Origin of the sequence: Streptomyces gilvosporeus, from assembly GCF_002082195.1 — a bacterium.
GTDB lineage: Bacteria > Actinomycetota > Actinomycetes > Streptomycetales > Streptomycetaceae > Streptomyces > Streptomyces gilvosporeus.
The window spans coordinates 2,081,581-2,098,470 of the sequence record NZ_CP020569.1 but is presented as its reverse complement, the minus strand read 5'-3'; the positions used below and the strand labels follow the sequence as shown (position 1 = coordinate 2,098,470).

14 protein-coding genes are annotated in these 16,890 nt (G+C 72.7%); 7 read left to right on the top strand and 7 right to left on the bottom strand.

Translation table 11 applies throughout. The features are described from left to right. Nucleotides 1–5 precede the first annotated feature (5 nt). Nucleotides 6–1,397: a 2-oxoadipate dioxygenase/decarboxylase gene (gene hglS / locus B1H19_RS09060; protein WP_083104106.1), complete on the bottom strand. Its 1,392-nt coding sequence runs from the start codon at nucleotides 1,395–1,397 to the stop codon at nucleotides 6–8. A 146-nt stretch (nucleotides 1,398–1,543) separates the two neighbouring features. On the opposite strand from hglS, the gene B1H19_RS09055 reads away from it, so the two are divergent. Next, a complete protein-coding gene (locus B1H19_RS09055; RefSeq protein WP_083104105.1) occupies nucleotides 1,544–2,770 on the top strand; it encodes an RNA-guided endonuclease InsQ/TnpB family protein in 1,227 nt (408 codons plus the stop codon). Between the two features lie 12 nt (nucleotides 2,771–2,782). On the opposite strand, the gene B1H19_RS09050 is transcribed toward B1H19_RS09055, so the two are convergent. After that, nucleotides 2,783–3,982: an NAD(P)/FAD-dependent oxidoreductase gene (locus tag B1H19_RS09050; RefSeq protein WP_257789440.1), complete on the bottom strand. Its 1,200-nt coding sequence runs from the start codon at nucleotides 3,980–3,982 to the stop codon at nucleotides 2,783–2,785. Between the two features lie 106 nt (nucleotides 3,983–4,088). Between B1H19_RS09050 and B1H19_RS09045 the strand changes: the two genes are divergently transcribed. Beyond that, nucleotides 4,089–5,036 (top strand): LysR family transcriptional regulator, encoded by a 948-nt coding sequence (locus tag B1H19_RS09045; protein WP_083104103.1) that lies wholly within the window; start codon nucleotides 4,089–4,091, stop codon nucleotides 5,034–5,036. Between the two features lie 36 nt (nucleotides 5,037–5,072). Next, on the top strand, nucleotides 5,073–6,689 hold the full coding sequence (locus B1H19_RS09040) for an adenosine deaminase family protein (RefSeq protein WP_083109507.1): 1,617 nt from the start codon (nucleotides 5,073–5,075) through the stop codon (nucleotides 6,687–6,689). Nucleotides 6,690–6,702: 13 nt separating this feature from the next. Here B1H19_RS09040 and B1H19_RS09035 read toward each other — a convergent pair whose 3' ends face one another. Both B1H19_RS09035 and B1H19_RS09030 read right to left on the bottom strand, forming a co-directional pair. Further along, a complete protein-coding gene (locus B1H19_RS09035; RefSeq protein ID WP_083104102.1) occupies nucleotides 6,703–9,249 on the bottom strand; it encodes a SpoIIE family protein phosphatase in 2,547 nt (848 codons plus the stop codon). 142 nt (nucleotides 9,250–9,391) lie between these two features. Beyond that, nucleotides 9,392–9,745, bottom strand: coding sequence for a hypothetical protein (locus B1H19_RS09030; RefSeq protein WP_083104101.1), 354 nt, complete (start codon nucleotides 9,743–9,745; stop codon nucleotides 9,392–9,394). A gap of 177 nt (nucleotides 9,746–9,922) precedes the next feature. On the opposite strand from B1H19_RS09030, the gene B1H19_RS09025 reads away from it, so the two are divergent. From B1H19_RS09025 to trpC, 3 genes are all read left to right on the top strand, one after another. After that, entirely contained in the window at nucleotides 9,923–10,276 is a 354-nt protein-coding gene (locus tag B1H19_RS09025; RefSeq protein WP_083104100.1) for an STAS domain-containing protein, read from the top strand. 171 nt (nucleotides 10,277–10,447) lie between these two features. Further along, nucleotides 10,448–10,975 (top strand): YbaK/EbsC family protein, encoded by a 528-nt coding sequence (locus B1H19_RS09020; RefSeq protein ID WP_083104099.1) that lies wholly within the window; start codon nucleotides 10,448–10,450, stop codon nucleotides 10,973–10,975. 113 nt (nucleotides 10,976–11,088) lie between these two features. Continuing rightward, the gene (gene trpC, locus B1H19_RS09015; protein ID WP_083104098.1) at nucleotides 11,089–11,880 is read left to right on the top strand and encodes an indole-3-glycerol phosphate synthase TrpC; all 792 of its coding nucleotides are present in this window, start codon (nucleotides 11,089–11,091) and stop codon (nucleotides 11,878–11,880) included. 32 nt (nucleotides 11,881–11,912) lie between these two features. Here trpC and trpD read toward each other — a convergent pair whose 3' ends face one another. Beyond that, nucleotides 11,913–12,971, bottom strand: coding sequence for an anthranilate phosphoribosyltransferase (gene trpD, locus B1H19_RS09010; RefSeq protein WP_083104097.1), 1,059 nt, complete (start codon nucleotides 12,969–12,971; stop codon nucleotides 11,913–11,915). A 126-nt stretch (nucleotides 12,972–13,097) separates the two neighbouring features. On the opposite strand from trpD, the gene pdxR reads away from it, so the two are divergent. Continuing rightward, nucleotides 13,098–14,516 (top strand): MocR-like pyridoxine biosynthesis transcription factor PdxR, encoded by a 1,419-nt coding sequence (gene pdxR / locus B1H19_RS09005; protein ID WP_083104096.1) that lies wholly within the window; start codon nucleotides 13,098–13,100, stop codon nucleotides 14,514–14,516. Here the strand turns inward: pdxR and B1H19_RS09000 are convergent. Continuing rightward, a complete protein-coding gene (locus tag B1H19_RS09000) occupies nucleotides 14,471–15,106 on the bottom strand; it encodes an anthranilate synthase component II (RefSeq protein WP_083104095.1) in 636 nt (211 codons plus the stop codon). The genes pdxR and B1H19_RS09000 overlap by 46 nt on opposite strands. Beyond that, the gene (locus B1H19_RS08995; RefSeq protein WP_083104094.1) at nucleotides 15,103–16,647 is read right to left on the bottom strand and encodes an anthranilate synthase component I family protein; all 1,545 of its coding nucleotides are present in this window, start codon (nucleotides 16,645–16,647) and stop codon (nucleotides 15,103–15,105) included. Before B1H19_RS08995 ends, B1H19_RS09000 begins: the two co-directional genes overlap by 4 nt. Nucleotides 16,648–16,890 lie beyond the last annotated feature (243 nt).

Here is a 16,890-nt window from a genome sequence, read left to right as displayed (position 1 = left end):
CGGGGTCAGCCGAGTTCGCCGTCGAGTGCGAGTTCCCGGGCGACGTGGGCGATGGAGCGGTTCTGCTGCCGTTCGTAGAGGGCGTAGGGGTCGAGGACGTCACGGCCGAGGGCGCCGGAGAGCCAGGCGCTGTCGTAGGCGGCGCCCTCCTGCTCGTTGTTCCGGGAGCCCTCGCCGCTGAGGTTGGACTGGAAGATGCCGGCCGCGGAGCGGGGCAGGAAGTCCTCGTAGACGAGGGGATCCGCCCTGATCCAGCCCTGCCGGAGCAGTTCCGCGACGCCGGTGGGCGGGCGGCGGCCGTCGCGCGGCCGGTCGGCGGCGACGCGGTAGGTGAAGTACGCCAGCCCCTGGGCGGCGAGCTCCTGTTCGGTGGCGGGGACGTGCTCGGCCCACACCGTGCGGGCGCAGGCGGCCCGGTCGAGGCCGGGGTGGCGGGCCGCCTGCCGGTCGACGAGGTCGAGCAGCCGGTCGTAGAGGGCCCGGCCGTCGGGTGTCACGGCGATGCCGCGGGCCTCCACCTCACCGAACCGCACCCGCAGGGCGCCGTTGGTGACGGTGCCGTCCGGGGTGCGCATCGCGCGTGGCTCGGCCAGCGCCCGGAAGGACGTCTGCCGCAGCAGCAGGTCGGGCCCCTGCCAATTGGGGGGTCCCTGAATGGTGTCGATCATCTCGATGCCGCGGTCGGCCATGCGCCGGTAGAGCTCGTCGATGTCCAGGACGCGCGGGGTGAGGTGGTTGATATGCGTGCTGCGGACGCCGCCGATGTCCGCGGCGACGGCGGAGACCCGCTCCAGGGTCGCGTACCACGCCTGGTCGACGGGCTCGGGGGACAACTCGAAGGCGGAGACGGCGAGGTGGAGGAAGCGTTCGGCGTCGGCGTCGGGCAGTGCGCGCTCGGCCTCCGCCCGGTCGGCCAGGGCGAGCAGCTCCGGCGGGAACAGCTCGCGGCCGGCGAGGAAGGTCTCCAGCCGGGCTCGCAGGTCGGCGTCGAAGAACCGCGGGTCGGCGGGGGTGAGCAGCGAGGTGAAGACGCGGAACGGATTGCGCGCCAGCTCCGCACCGTCGACGGGGCGGAAGGCGGTCGACACGACGGGCACCGCGCTGGCGGCGGCCTCGCGCAGATCGTAGAAGCCGACGGGATGCATGCCCAACGCCCCGAAGATACGGGCCACTTGGGCCAGCTCGCCGGGCGTGCCGACCCGGATGGCGCCGTGCCGCTCCGCCGTCACCCGGCCCACCGAGCCGAGCCGTTCGGCGTCGGCGCCCCGCGCACGCAGGACGTCCTCGTTCACCTGGCGCGAGACGTCCACGAGCGTGGTGTACGCCGGGACCTCCCGCCCGTACATGTCCGAGAGCCGCGCGGCGAAGGCGGCACGCAGCTGCCACTGACTGATCATCGGCGGGTCTGCCTTTCGGGCGGAGGGTCACCGGTGCCTCCGGTGATGCACCGGGCTTCAGCCTGGGGTGGGAGTACCTCCCACTTGCGGGGGAGAATCGGACCAAGGGATCTCAACTGTCCTACCTCCCGGGTAGGTTGGGGCTCATGGCGACACGAGAGCAGACGAGTGAGGACGCCGGGCATGCCCGGTACACCTACCGTCTGCGTGTGTCGTCCACCGCGCGGGCCGCGCTGGAGGCGGAGTGGGCGCGGTGCCGGTGGTTGTGGAACGAGTGTGTGGCCCGCTCGAAGAAGGCCCACGCCGAGGGCGAGAAGTGCGGTCCGGCTCGGCTGGACAAGATACTGACCCAGGCCCGCGCGAGTACCGGGTGGTTGTGCAAGGGCAGCTCGGTTCCGCAGCAGCAGCTGATTCGCGATTTCGGCAAGTCCCGCGCCAAGGCGCTCATGGACATCAAGGCCGGGTTGCCGATGCGGCAGCGGGCCGGGATGCCCAAGTACAAGAAGAAGCACCAGGCCGGTCCGACGCTTAACTACACCCGGCGTGGGTTCCGCCTCAAGGAGGGTCGTCTGTACCTGGCCGGCAGCATCGTGCTGTCGGTGGTGTGGTCGCGGGGCCTGCCCAAGCTCCCGTCCAGCGTCCGCGTGTACCGCGACAGCCTCGGCCACTGGTACGCCAGCTTCGTCGTTGCCACGACCACCGAGGCCCTGCCCGCCACCGGGCGGGACATCGGCATCGACTGGGGCGTCAAGGAGACCGCGACCACCACATCCGACGACCACGACCTTCCCCACGCGCAGCACGGAAAGAACGCCGCCCAGCGCCTGGCCCGCTATCAGCGGATGATGGCCCGACGCCGGCCCAAGCGTGGCCAGGCCGGTTCCAAGGGCTACCGGGAAGCGAAGCGGCAGACGGCGAAGCTGCACAAGAAGATTGCCCGGCTGCGTCAGGACAGCGGCCGCAAGCGGGCCAAGAAGGTTGTTCGTGACCACGACCGGCTGGCGGTCGAGGACTTCCGGCCCAAGTTCCTGGCGAAGTCCGCCATGGCTCGTAAGGCCTCCGACGCCGCGATCGGAGCCACCAAACGCGCGCTGGTCGAGATGGCCCGCAAGCATGGCCGTGAGCTGCACCTCGTACACCCTGCGCACACCACCATGGACTGCGCACAGTGCGGAGCGAGAACCAAGCACGCACTACCTCTTTCGGAACGTACCTACGCCTGCACCGCGTGCGGAGCTGTGTCCCCAAGGGATAAGAACTCCGCTCGCGTCATGCTGGTCCGGGCTGGTCTCAACCCGGCTGGTGCTGATCGTGTAAGAGCTGTGAGGCCGCCGGCCCGCAGCCGACGTGAGCCAGGAATCTCCTGTCTTTAGGCGGGAGAGGTTTCAAACCACATGGGCTTCGGGGCGGCTTCGGGCCCCGGCCCGGAAGCGGTCGGCGCTGAGCGGGGAGATGTCGACGAACGGTTCGCGCTCCAGGTACAGGTCGCGCACGAGGTCGCCGACGGCCGGGGCCTGAAGGAAGCCGTGGCCGGAGAAGCCGGTGGCGTACAGGAAGTTGGTCAGTTCGCCGGAGCGTCCGATCAGCGCGTTGTGGTCCGGAGTGACCTCGTAGAGCCCGGCCCAGCCGCCGGATGTCGCCATGTCCGCCAGGGCGGGCGCGCGGTGCCGTACGACGTCCCGGAAGAGCGCGAGCCACTCGGGGGTCCAGGTGGTGTCGAAGCCGTCCGGCTGGTCCGGGTCGGCCAGGCCGAACAGCAGCCCGTCGTCGCTGTTGTGGAAGTAGGCCGAGGACGAGAAGTCGATGGTGAAGGGGATCCGGGGCGCCGGGGGCGTCAGCGGCTCGGTGAAGGCGAGTTGGCGCCGCACCGGCCGTACGGGCAGCGGGACACCGGCCAGGTCGCCGATCCGCCCCGACCAGGCGCCCGCCGCGCAGATGACGGTGGAGCAGGAGACCGGGCCCCGGTCGGTGTGGACGGCGGTGACCCGGTCGCCGGCCGTGTCGATGCCGGTGACGTCGGTGTGGGTGGCGAAGACGACGCCGGCCCGGGCCGCGGCGGCGGCGTATCCCCGGACCACCAGGGCGGGGCGGGCGTGGCCGTCGGCGGGGGAGTGGACGGCGGCCACCAGCCCGTTGGTGCTGAGGTACGGGCACAGCCGGCGGGCCTCGCGGGGGCCGATCATGCGGCTGGGGACGTCCAGGCTGTTCTGGATCCCGACGCTCACTGCGAAGTCGGCGGCCTGCCGGTCGCTGGTGAGCAGGAACAGATAGCCGACGAGGTCGAGGCGGATATCGGCCCCGGGGCGGCGCGGGAAGTCCCGGTAGGCGCGCAGGCTGCGGTGGCCCAGTTCGATGTTGAGCGGGTCGGAGAACTGGGCCCGCACGCCGCCGATCGGCTTGCCCGAACTGCCGCAGCCCAGGTCGCCGCGTTCGATCACGACGATGTCGCGCACCCCGGCCTCGGCCAGGTGGAACGCGATGCTCGTCCCCATCACGCCACCGCCGATGATCACGACGTCGGCGGCCCGGGGGACGGTACGGAAGGCGGATGAGGATGAGGGGGACGGGGTGGACGGGGTGGTCAACGGGCCGGTCCCTTCCTGCCGATCAGCAGTCTGTGCGTCATCGTGACGCACCCCGACCATTGACGTCCACGAACAGTTACTGCTTCCGATCTATTAGCCTTCCTATATGGACTGGACGAGTGCCCAGCTGCGCTCGCTGGTGGAACTGACCCGGCGGGGCACGCTCACCGCGGTGGCCCGGGCCCTGGGGTACACCCCCGGCGCGGTCTCCCAGCAGATCGCCGCCCTGGAGAAGGCCACCGGGATGGAGCTGCTGGACCGGGTGGGCCGTCGGGTGGAGCTGACCGACGCCGGGCGGACACTGGCCCGCCACGCCGAACGGATCCTGGCCACCGAGGCCGAGGCGGTCGAGGCTCTGGAACGCAGCCGCAACGAGGTCTCCGGGGCCCTGCTGGTCGGCCTGTTCGCGACGGCCGCCGCGGAGATCCTGCCGCCGGCCCTGGCCCGGGTGCGCGACGTCCATCCGGCCCTGACGGTGCACAGCCGGGACATGGACGTGGACGAGGTGTACGACGCCGTCGCCTCCGGCGGCGTGGACCTGGCACTCGGCCTGGACTATCCGGACGTTCCCATTCCGCGCGATCCGGCGCTGCGGGTGAGGCGGCTGTACCGGGAGCGGTTCTCGCTCGCCGTACCCGCCGGCTCGATGGACGGACGCGCCGAGGTCGCCCTGGCCGACACCCGGGACCTGGGGTGGATCCTCCCGTCGCCCGACAGCTACTACGGACGCGCCGTGCGCACCGCCTGCCGGCGGGCGGGCATCGAACCGGATGTGCGGCACGAGGTGACGGACACCGCGGCCACCCTGGCGCTGGTGGAGGCGGGCATCGGGGTGAGCACGGTGACCGATCTGATGCTCGGCCTGCGCGCCTCCCGCTTCGACGTGGTGCGGCTGCGCGAGACCGTCGAGCGGCACATCGTGGTGGTGTTCCGCTCCTCCGCCGAGCGCCGCCCGACGGTCGCGGCACTGGTCGACGTCCTACGGGCGGTGGCCGAAACCCGACAGAACCGCCGGGTCTCGGCTACCCGCCGGGGAGAACGTGCCGAAAACTGACTCCCCGTGCGCCCGCACGGCGGCGATCATGCGACGGTGAATCGTGATCATCGTCGTGCCATCGACCGTCGCCGGGTCCTCCGGGCCGGTCTGGCCACCCTCAGCACGCTGTCCTTGTTGTCCGCACTACCGGCCGCCGCCGCGCAGCCTGCCGGCTCCCCGACTCCGCCACCGCGTCATGCCCGCCCGCTGACCGCGTCCGAAGCGCGCACCGCCGCCTATCTGGAGTCCATACGCCAGGACCCCACATGGCTGCACCGCTTCTTCCGGCACCTGCCGAAGGGCGGTGATCTGCACAACCACCTTTCCGGCGCCGTCCCCACCGAGTTCCTGATCACACTCGCCGCCAAGGACGGACTGTGCATCGACGGCAAGACGATGACGGCGGTCCCGGCGCCGTGCGGACCGGGGAAGCGGCCCGCGGCGGACGCGCGGACCGACCGGGCGTTCCATGACGCGCTGGTGCGCGCCTGGTCCATGCAGGATCTTCCGCCGGGGCAGTCCGGGCACGACCACTTCTTCGACACGTTCGGCAAGTTCGGCGAGGTGACCTGGCGCCACCGCGGCACGCTGCTGTCGAAGGTCGCCGACGGCATCGCCGAGCAGAACCAGTTCTACCTGGAGACGCTGGTCACCCCCGCCTCCGAGGAAGCCAAGAAGGTTGCCGATCAGGTCGGTTGGGACGGCGACTTCGCGCGGATGCACAAGGCCCTGGTGGCCGGCGGCAAACTGGACCGCCTGGTGGCCACGGCCCGCAAGGAAGCCGACGAGGCGGACGCCGAGTTCCGCAGGACCTCGCGCTGCGGCACCTCCCGCCCCGCCCCCGGCTGCCGTCTGACGGTGCGCTGGAACTCCCAGGTCTCCCGGGGCAGCAGCCCCGAACGGGTCTTCACGCAGATGGAACTGGGCATGCGCCTGGCCGAGCGGGACCCGCGGTTCACCGCGGTCAACCTGGTCCAGCCCGAGGACGGGGCCACCGCCCTGCGCGACTACACCCTCCAGATGCGGATGCTGGCCTCTCTGCACCGCATCTATCCGCGTGCCCACATCACCCTGCACGCCGGCGAGCTGTGGCCGGGCCTGGCCAAACCGGAAGACCTGAAGTTCCATATCAACCAGGCCGTCAACGTCGCCGACGCCGAACGCATCGGCCACGGCGTCGACCTCGTCCACGAGGACGACTGGCGGCGGCTGGCGCGCACCATGGCGGACCGCGAGGTGGCCGTCGAGGTCCCCTTCACCAGCAACGCCCAGATCCTCGGCGTCAAGGGCGCCGAGCACCCCTTCACGGTCTACCGTGCCTACGGGGTGCCGATCGTGCTGGCCACCGACGACCCCGGCATCTCCCGCATCGACATCACGCACGAGTACCAGTACGCCTCCAGGACGTACCACCTCGGCTACGGCGAGCTGAAGGACCTGGCCCGCGCTTCGCTGGAGTACGCCTTCCTGCCCGGCCGCAGCCTGTGGCGGGGCAACCCGACACGGGACGGCTACCGGCCGGTCGCCGCCTGCCGCGGACAGCTCCCCGGCAGCGGATCCCCGGGTGCCGCCTGCCGTCACCTGCTGGCGGCCAGCCCCAAGGCGGCCGTCCAGTGGCGGCAGGAAACCGCTTTCGCCTCCTTCGAGCGGGACTTCACGCTGCCCCGCTGAGCGCGGCCCCGCGTCACGCTCTTCCCTGCCGAGCCGCCGCCTGACGCGGGTGCGCCGGAGCCGACTGGCTGAGGAGCAGGGCGATGTCGTCCATGCGCTTGGGGGAGTGGCGGGCCTCCAGGAGGAGCCTGTCGGCGAGTTCCTCCAGGGAGGCGGCGTGCACATGGGCCAGGGCGGCACGGAGCCGGTCGATGCCCGTGGCGATGTCCGCGCCGCGCCGTTCCACCAGCCCGTCCGTGTACAGGGCGAGGATCGCGCCGGGCGGGAAGTGCACATCGGATTCGGGGTAGGCGGCCGTGTCCGCCACGCCGAGCAGCGGGCCGCGCGGCAGGTCCAGGACGGTCGTGTCCCCGTCGGCCCGGCGCAGCAGCGGCGGGCAGTGGCCCGCGAGGACCACGCGGGCGATGCCCGACTCCGGGGTCAGGCGGACGTAGCAGCAGCTGGCGAGCAGCCCGGGGTCGAGGTCCAGCAGCAGGCGGTTGGTGCTGGCGATCACGTCGCCGGGCCGGTGGCCCGCGGTGGCGAAGGCCCGTACCGCGCTGCGGAGTTGGCCCATGACGGCCGCGGCGGCGACGTTGTGCCCCTCGACGTCGCCGACGACCAGCGCGACACCGTCGCGGGTGGGGATGACGTCGTACCAGTCGCCGCCGATGTCCATACCGCGCGTTCCCGGCAGATAGCGGCCCGCGACGCGGACGTCGGGGAGGGCGGGCAGCCGGTGCGGCAGCAGGGCGTCCTGGAGGCCGTGGGCGACGGCGAATTCGGCGTCGTAGAGCCTGGCGCGCTCCAGGGCGTGGGCGATCAGCCCGCCCAGTGCGGTCAGCAGGTCCCGCTCGTCGCCCCGGAACCGGTGGGCCTCGTCGAAGGCGAGGACGCAGGCCCCCACCGGGCGGTTGGAGGCGATGAGCGGCAGGTACGCCCACGAGCCGGAGTCGCTCAGCGGGAACCCGGGGTAGGCCCGCGCGAACGCCTGCCGCGACTCGATGAACAACGGCGCCCCGGAGAGCAGCGCATCCGATACGGGCAGGCCGGCGCGGAGCGGCGCGCCTTCGAACCGGTCGAGGACGTCGAGGACGTCCTGGTGGTAGCCGCGCTGGGAGAGCAGATGCAGACGGCCCTCGGTCACCACGTAGAGCGCCAGCCGCTGGCCGCCGACGGCGGGCAGCAGCTGTTCGGCGACGACTTCGCACACCTCGTGGGCGGTGACCGCCTCGGTCAGTGCGCTGCCGAGCTGGAGCACCCGGTAGAGCGTGCCCAGGCGGGGGGCGCCGGGGGGCGGCGACGGCCCGGCCGCCACATCGTCCGCGACCGGCGCCCCGGGCCCGGCGTCGGCCGGCACCGGCCCCCTGACGCGCGCCACCCAGCCCGTCATGCCCTGCGCACCCGGGTGGAGGGAGAACACCAGCCAGGGGTCGGGCGGACGGCGGGCGAGGAAGGAGACCGGCTGCTGGGAGATCATGGCGGCCCGGTAGCGGTCCTCGTAGGCGGGATCTGCCAGCCAGGGCAGGACGTCCCAGGGGCGCCGGCCCAGCAGGTCGTCCCGGCGGACCCGCAGCAGGCGCTCCAGGCCGTGGTTGGCGTAGGTGACCCGGCCGTCCGGGGCGAGCGCGAAGAAGCCGTCCGCGAGCCGTTCGATCGCCTCGACGGCGGCCATACCGGTCCCCGAATCCAGGACGGCACCCACCAGATGGGGCCGCGTTCGCCCGTCGTCGGGAGCCTGCGGTACGCGGCCCCACAGCTCGACGGCGCGGTGCCCGCCGCCCCGGATGTGCAGCGCGAGCGCCAGGTCATGGCCCTCCGCCGCCGCGGTCCGGGTGGCGGACCTGAAGCCGGGGAGGTCGGCGTCGTCGATCCTGGCGGCCAGGGTGGCCGCCCGCCCGTCGAACTCGCCCGGGGCGATCCCGAAGATCGCGCACAGCGCGTCGTCCGCCACGAGGGCCCCGGTGTCGAGGTCCCAGTCGAACAGCCCCACCCGCACGGCCGGAGCCGACCGCGCGGGGACCGACACCGGGACGGTCCGCGCGTCGCTCCAGGCCAGGGCGCCGCGGGCGTCCAGCTCGGCGAGCGAGGCGCCCAGGCGGTCGGCGGTGGCCCGCAACCGTCGTCGCTGCGCCTTCGACAGACCTTCGCCCTCCCCCGGACCGGCGGCCCACACCACCGCCATCGCCCCGAAGGCCACGTCGCCCGCCTTCACCTGCACCGATGCGGATCCGAAGGCGTACGGCAGCGCCATGGCGAGCTGCGGGAAGCGCCGCATGGTCTCGTCGGCCCCCGCCAGATGGACCGTGCGCCCGGTCCGGTACGCCACCGCCACCGGGATGTCGCTGCTGACCGGGATGCGCTGCCAGCCGCCGAGCAGGGAGGGCGGCGTTCCGCAGACCGCGCTCAGCACCAGCGAGCGGCGGTCGGGCGACACCAGGAACACGCTTCCGGCATGCGCCCCGGTCGCCTCGACGGCCCTGACGGCGGCGCCGACCAGTGCGTCGTCACGCTCCGACGCCGGGTCGGCGCCCAGCGTCCCGAACGGCTGTGTGCTCGGCTCCGTGGAGCTGGGAGGCATAACGCCTTCTCAAGCAGTCTCACGCCTACTCACGCGTTCTTCGGACTTCGGACCGCCGTATGCCCGGGCAGTCCTGTCCTTCGTATTTTAGGCGTCGGGCCCCTGCCGACCCATCGGTCCGGCCCCAGGGCCCTTCAGGGCCCTAGACGAACGGATTCTGCCCGAGAGCCTTGCAGACGACGAACGCCTCGCCCTTGCTGGACGGGAAGTGGAGGATTTCGGGCAGGCACGGGTCGTCCGGGAGAGGGAGGCCCGGACCGCCGCAGTGGTTCGCGGGAGCGTTGGCAGGGAGGAAGGCCGTCCTGTTGGGGAAGCCGCCGCCTCCGTTGCCGACGCCGGACGCGGTGGCCGACCCGTGGTTGGCGCAGACATTGTCGAACGTGGCGTTGCCCAGCCCGCCGATCGACGTCGCAGAGGCGGCGGGCGCCGCGGCCCAGTCGATCGCGAGGACGCTTGCCGCCAGAGCGAGGCGAGCAGCGGCACGTCGATGCTTCATGGAGGGGCTCCCCGCAGTGGATGACGCGCTCTCGGGAGGGGCGCGTTCTTGATCCGGTCAACGGCATGAGCCCATCCGGGACACGGGTGGAGAGAGCGTCCGGGTGATATGCACCCTTTATGGCTCTTGACACCGCTATGTCCAGGGTTTATCTCAACAGCAAGGAGGTGGTGACCCATGGCCGTGCCGCTCGACGGGTTCCGGGCCGTTCCTCTGTGGTCCGACGGACGGGCCACCGTCGTCGTCTCGGGGGAGATCGACTACGTCACCGCGCCCTGCCTGCGGGAGGCGCTGGACGACTGCCTGGCCCGTCGCCCATGGCGTATCGATGTCGACTTCGGTGCGGTCACCTTCTGCGATATCAGCGGGCTCAATGCCCTCCTGGGGGCGCGTCGCAAGGCCCGCGCTGCGGGCGTCCGCCTCCATGTGATCAACGTCCGGGAATCCCTTGTCGCCATGCTGTTCCGCCGCGTCCAGGCCGAGGACCTGATCGCGCCGGGTGCGCTGCGCGTCGACCGCCTCGCCGACTGAGCCCCCCGGTCTCACCTGGTGGGACAGCGGGCCGGATCTTCTAAGCGCCCGATAATCCAGCGATAAACGGGCGCCCTAGCGTCGGATCCGTCAAGCACGGCAGGTCACGGCGACCGGGACGACCCGTGCCGGAATCCGGCGGGCGTCTCGGCACAGACAAGGAGAACGGACATGCCGCACAGAGCCGGCGCGGCCCCCGCCGAGGAGGCGCCCGAAGGCGAACATCCCGCGGCGGGGCGGCTGTTGCGGCTGTTGGAGACGGGCGGCGCCCGCTTCGAGCTGCTGGAGCACGCACCCGAGGGGCAGACCGTGCGGGCCAGCGCGCTGCGCGGCCACGCCCTCGCGGCCGCGGCCAAGTGCATGATCGTCACGGTGACCGGCGGTGCGGACGGCGCCCGGCATGTGCTCGCCGTGGTACCCGGTGACCGGCGGGTGGACCTGGCCCGGATAGCGGGGGAGTACGGCGGGAAGCGGGCCCGGCTCGCCGACCGTGCGCTGGCCGAGGGGCTGTCGGGCTGTGTGAGCGGGAGCATCATCCCGTTCTCGTTCCACGACGAGCTCACCGTGCTGGCCGACCCCGGGCTCTTCGACCACCCCACGCTGTACTTCAACGCCGCACGCCTGGACCTGTCCGTCGCCCTCGCCGCCGCGGACTACCGCGCACTGGCGAACCCCCGGGTCGTGCCGATCGCCGTCTGACGGCGCCGCCCGGCCCCGTCACCCACCCCCCGAACCGGAAGCGCCCGCGCCACGGCATCCCCCCTGCGGCGCGCGGCGCTTCCCCCGCTCGTACACCCGAAGGAGCCGGCCCCGTGACCGTACTGGACGAGATCATCGGCGGCGTACGCGACGATCTGGCGGAGCGGCAACGCCGCCTGCCCGAGAGCGCGTTGCGCGACCGCGTCGCCGGGGCGCGTCCCGCGCTGGACGCCGCCGCCGTGCTGCGGGATGCCGCGGGCGTCCAGGTCATCGCCGAGGTCAAGCGGGCCAGCCCGTCCAAGGGGCCGCTCGCCGCCATCCCCGACCCCGCGGAACTGGCCGGTGCCTACGAGAGGTCCGGGGCGGCGGCCGTCAGCGTGCTCACCGAGCGGCGCCGGTTCCACGGTTCGCTCGCCGACCTCGACGCCGTACGCGCCGCCGTCCGGATTCCGGTGCTGCGCAAGGACTTCGTGGTGACGCCCTATCAGCTGTGGGAGGCCCGTGCCCACGGCGCGGACCTGGTGCTGCTGATCGTGGCCGCGCTGGATCAGCCTCTGTTCGCCGAACTGACGGAACTGGCCCGCGAGTTGGGCCTCACCGTGCTGACCGAGGTGCACGACGAGGACGAGATCGAGCGCGCCCTTGCCGTCAACGCCTCGGTGATCGGCGTCAACGCCCGCAATCTGAAGACCCTGGAGGTCGACCGCACCACCTTCGCCCGGCTCGCGCCCCGTATCCCGCCGGGCGTGGTGCGCATCGCGGAATCCGGTATCCGCGGACCGCAAGACGTGGCCGCCCTCGCCGCCCACGGCGCCGACGCGGTGCTGGTGGGCGAGGCCCTGGTGACGGGGGAGGGCGGCCCCGGCCCGATGCTGACCGCGCTGCGGGATGCGGGGCGGCGCTGAACGGCACCGATCGGCGCGCGGGGCGGCGGCCGTCAGCCCGCCGCGGCGAGCTTGGTGGAGACGGCCGCCCAGCGTTCCAGGACCGCCGCCGCCGCTCCCGTGTCGATCGCCTGCGCACCGCGCGCCATGGCGGCCGCGAGGCGCTCGGTGACCGGCCGGTCCGACGGGTCGAGCGCCGCGAGCCCCGCGGCGGCGGACAGCAGCACCGCATCGCGCACCGGCCCCCGTTCGCCCCGCAGCAGCGCCCGCGCCACCTCCGCGTTGTGGGCGGCGTCGGCGCCGCGCAGCGCCTGCGGCGGGGCGTACGGGATGCCGAGGTCGCGCGGGTCGAACACCTCCTTGCGCACCCGTCCGTCGCGCACCGACCAGACCGTGGAGGTGGTGGTGACCGTCAGCTCGTCCAGCCCGTCGTCGCCGCGGAAGACCAGCGCCGAAACGCCGCGCCGGGCCAGCACACCGGCGAGCAGCGGCGCCATCGCGGCGTCCGCCACGCCGACCGCCTGAGCGGTGGGCCGGGCCGGGTTGGTCAGCGGGCCGAGCGCGTTGAAGACCGTCGGGATGCCCAGTTCCCTGCGGGGCGTGGCGGCATGACGTACCGACGGGTGGAAGAGCGGGGCGAAGCAGAAGGTGATGCCGACCTCCCGGACCAGCCCGGCGACATCGGCCACCGGCAGGTCCAGGGCCACCCCGAGCGCTTCGAGCACATCGGCCGAACCGGACGCGGAGGACGCGGAACGGTTGCCGTGCTTGACGACCCGGGCGCCCGCCCCCGCCGCGACGATCGCCGACATCGTGGAGATGTTGACGCTGTGGGACCGGTCGCCGCCGGTGCCGACGATGTCGAGCGCCGGGCCCGGTACGTCGAGCGGCACGGCGTGCTCGTACATGGCCCGTACGAGCCCCTCGACCTCCGCCACCGTCTCGCCCTTGGCGCGCAGGGCCACCAGCAGACCGGCGAGTTGAGCCGGTGTCGCCCGGCCGCGCATCACCTCGTCCATGGCCCACGCCGTGGCGTCCGCCGGGAGATCGTCGCCCGACAGCAGTGCCGTGAGAATGTCCGGCCATGACTTTTCCCGATGTGTCACGGTCACGCGTCATCCCCTTTTCTCGGCCCCATTGCAGGGCGCGGCACGGAATAATTCTGAGGGCCGCCGCGGAACTTCGGCCAGACCAATTGTCTCCAGTGAATCCAGTCCACTTTCCGGGGGAAATGAAGAATGTCGTGGCACGCGCTGATCGAGGTGTCGAGAGAATCCGAAGAACCGCTCACCGCGCAGATCGAGGGCCGCATACGGGAGGAGATTTCCGCGGGGGTGCTGCATCCGGGCACCCGGCTGCCGTCCAGCCGTCAACTCGCCGAGGACGTGGGGGTCTCCCGCAGCGTGGTCGTCGAGGCGTACGGCCGGCTGATCGCCGAGGGGTATCTCGAAGCGGTCCGCGGCTCCGGCACCCGCGTCGCGCACCATCTGAGCGCTCCGGCCCTGCCGACGCTGCTCGATGACGGGCTGGTGCCGCCCGCGCGCTGGGACCTGCGCCCGGAGCTGCCCCGCGGTGCCGGCTTCCCGCACCGCGAATGGCTCGCCTGCTACCAGCGCGCCCTCCAGGCGGTCGACCCCGGCGACCTGGGCTACCCGCCGCTGTCCGGCGCCGACGGGCTGCGCGAGGAACTGGCCCGCTACCTCGGCCGGGCCCGCGGGGTGCTGACCACCGCCGGACAGGTCATGGTGGTATCCGGCTTCGCGCAGGCGCTCGGGCTGCTGTGCACGGTGCTGTCCGCCTCCGGTATCGACCGGATCGCGATGGAGGACCCCTGCCACCACCGCCAGCGGCAGTTCATCGGGGAGGTGGGCGTACGGCCCGTACCGGTGCCCGTGGACGACGAGGGCATCGACGTCGAGGCGCTCGCCGCGACGGGCGTCCGGGCCGTCCTCGTCACCCCCGCCCACCAGTTCCCCACCGGCGCCACCCTCTCACCGGCACGCCGCGAGGCCCTGGTCCGCTGGGCGCGCGACACCGGCGCCTGGGTGATCGAGGACGACTACGACGGCGACCTGTGGCTGGAGCCGGGCGCCCGCCCGCCGGCGCTCCAGCGCCTCGCACCCGACCGCGTCGTCTACGGCGGCACGGCGAGCAAATCGCTCGCCCCCGGCCTGCGCTTCGGCTGGCTGGCGGCCCCGGCCGGGCTGCTCGCCGCTCTGGAGCGGACCCGCTCCCACCGCGATCTGGGGTCGGACGTCCTCACCCAGCTCGCCTTCGCCGAACTCCTGCGCTGCGGGCACTTCGACCGCCATCTGCGCGCCCGCCGCGACCACTACCGCAGACGGCGCGCATGCCTGGAGCAGGCCGTCCACCGCTTCCTGCCCGGAGCCCGGATCACCGGCTCGGCGGCCGGGCTGCACGCGTACGTACGCCTGCCGCACCGGGTCGACGAGGCCGCGCTGGTCGGGCGGGCGCTGGAGCGTTCGGTGCTGGTCCCCGGCGGCCGGCGCTATCACGCCCGCCCCGAAGGGGCCGCCCCCGCCCTGGTGGTGGGCTACACCGCGGTGCCCCGCACCGGCATCGCGGAGGCGGTCCGGGAGCTGGGCGCCGCCTATGCGCCGAAGCCCGCGGCGGCCGGCGCCGCGCGCTGCGCCTGAGGCTCCGCACCGGGCGAAATCCCCCCGGCGGAAAGGAAGTTCTCGAAGAGCTGGAGGCCGCCTTCGGTCGTGATGCTCTCCGGGTGGAACTGCACGCCCTCCACCGGCAGCGTGCGGTGCCGCAGCCCCATCACATAGCCGTCGTCCGCCGCGCTCGCCGTCTCCTCCAACTCGTCGGGCAGCGGCCGGGAGACGATCAGCGAGTGGTAGCGCGTGGCCACCGTGCTGTTCCCCAGGCCGCGGAAGAGCCCCCGGCCGTCGTGGCGTACGGGGCTCGTCCGCCCGTGCATCAGATGGCCGGCGACCTCCACCCGGCCGCCGAACGCCAGCGCGATGGCCTGGTGGCCCAGGCACACCCCCAGCACCGGCACCCGTCCGGCGAACCGGCGCACCAGCTCGACATGGCCGGAGGCGGCGGGATGCCCCGGGCCCGGCCCCAGCACCACCGCATCCGGCCGTCCGGCCGCCAGCTCCCGCGGACTGCGCGTATGCGAGCGCACCACCTCGGTGGTGGCGCCCAGCGTGCGCAGGTACTGGTCGATGATGTGGACGAAACTGTCGTACGCGTCCACCAGCAGAATCTTCGTCACAGCAGTTCCTCACCGGTCAGCGCCCAGTAGGCGGCGCCCATCTTCGCCAGCGTCTCGTCCCACTCCGCCTCGGGCACCGACTCCGCGACGATGCCCGCCGAACTCTGGGTGGAGTAGGTCAGGCCGTCGTGCACGATCGTGCGGATGCACAGCGCGAGGCTGCTCCAGCCGCGGACGTCGATCAGGCCGAGCGCCCCGGCGTAACTCCCGCGCGGCTCCCGCTCGATGCCGTCGATGATCTCCATGGCGCGCAGCTTGGGCGCGCCCGTCATGGTGCCCGCGGGGAAGGTGGCGCACAGCGCCTGCCACACATCGGCCCGCGGCTCCAGCCGTCCGGTCACCGTCGAGACGATGTGGAAGACATGGGAGTACGCCTCGACCGTCATCAGGTCCGGCACCGCCAGGGAACGCGGCCGGCACACCCGGCCGATGTCGTTGCGGCACAGGTCGATCAGCATCACATGCTCGGCCTGCTCCTTGGTGCTGGCCAGCATCTCCTTGACCCGGCGCGCGTTCTCCTCGGGCGTCGGCCCCTGCCGGGTGGTGCCGGCGATCGGCCGCATGACGATCTCGTCGCCCTCGGTGCGGAAGAACAGCTCGGGGCTGGCGCCGATGAGCGTCTCGCCCGCGCGGGGCGCCAGATACATGTACGGCGACGGGTTGCGCGACCGCAGCCGCCGGTAGACCTCGACGGGCGTCAGCGCCGTGTCGACGTCGATGCGGTGCCCGATCTGGATCTGGTAGATGTCCCCGATCCCGATGTGCTCCAGGCACCGGCGGGCCCAGTCCAGGAACGTGCCGCGGGCGACGGTGTCCCGTACCGAACGGGGCGCGGGCGCCGCGGGAGCGGGGATGTCGCCCTCCGCGGCGGCGTCGGCGGCCGCCCGCGCGTGGCCGGCCAGGTCCGGGACGCGGTCGGCGGGGAACGCCTCCGCACGGGCGGTCACCTGCCGTGCGCCGTCCGCACCGGGCTCGTACCAGACGGTGTGGCGGAACAGCGTGAACGTCATGTCCGGGCTCCGGGAGGAGGCCGTGCGCTCCGGCAGTTCGTCCATGTGCCAGGCCGCCTCGTAGCCCAGGCCTGCCAGGAAGCCGAACGCGAAGGAGTCCTGCGGCCGCGCGGTCGTCACGTCGAAGAGCCGCTGGGAGCGCCGCATCAGGTCCCAGACCTGCGCGGAATCGCCGAACCGGAGGCGGTCCTGCGCCCCCTGCGGGGCGTCCGGGTCGGCCGTCATCCCCGCCTCGCCGGCCGCCGCCAGCAGGGCGGCACACAGCGCGGGCGCCCCGCCGACCTCGATATGACGGGCGAACACGCGCACCTCGGCGAGCCGTCCGCAGCCGACCACCGCCGCGCCGCGGTCCCGCTCCGGCCCCGCCAGGCTCTCGAAGAGGAAGACGTCCTGCGGCCCGAGTTCGGCGACCAGCCGGGTGTAGAGCAGCAGCGGGTCGTGCCACGGCAGTGGCGCTTCGGTGACACGCACGCGCACCGGCGCGCCCGCCCGCGCCGTGGTCCCGTCCTGGCCCCGTGTCGTCGGTGTCATCTGATTCCTTTGATTCCTTCGGTTCCTTGTCCGCGCTGTCCGGCTCTTTTCGCGCCGCCCGCTCCCGTTCGGACCGCATTGCGCCGCGATGGGGAATACCGCGTCCGGCGTCGCCAAGAAAAACACCGGGCGGCCGACGCCGACCAGACCACTTGGAGATGCGGCGGGCAGACCATTCCGCCTGGCCTTGACCGCATTTGGCGGACGCGGTTGGAATGTGCCGCGCGGACCCCGTGCCCCGAT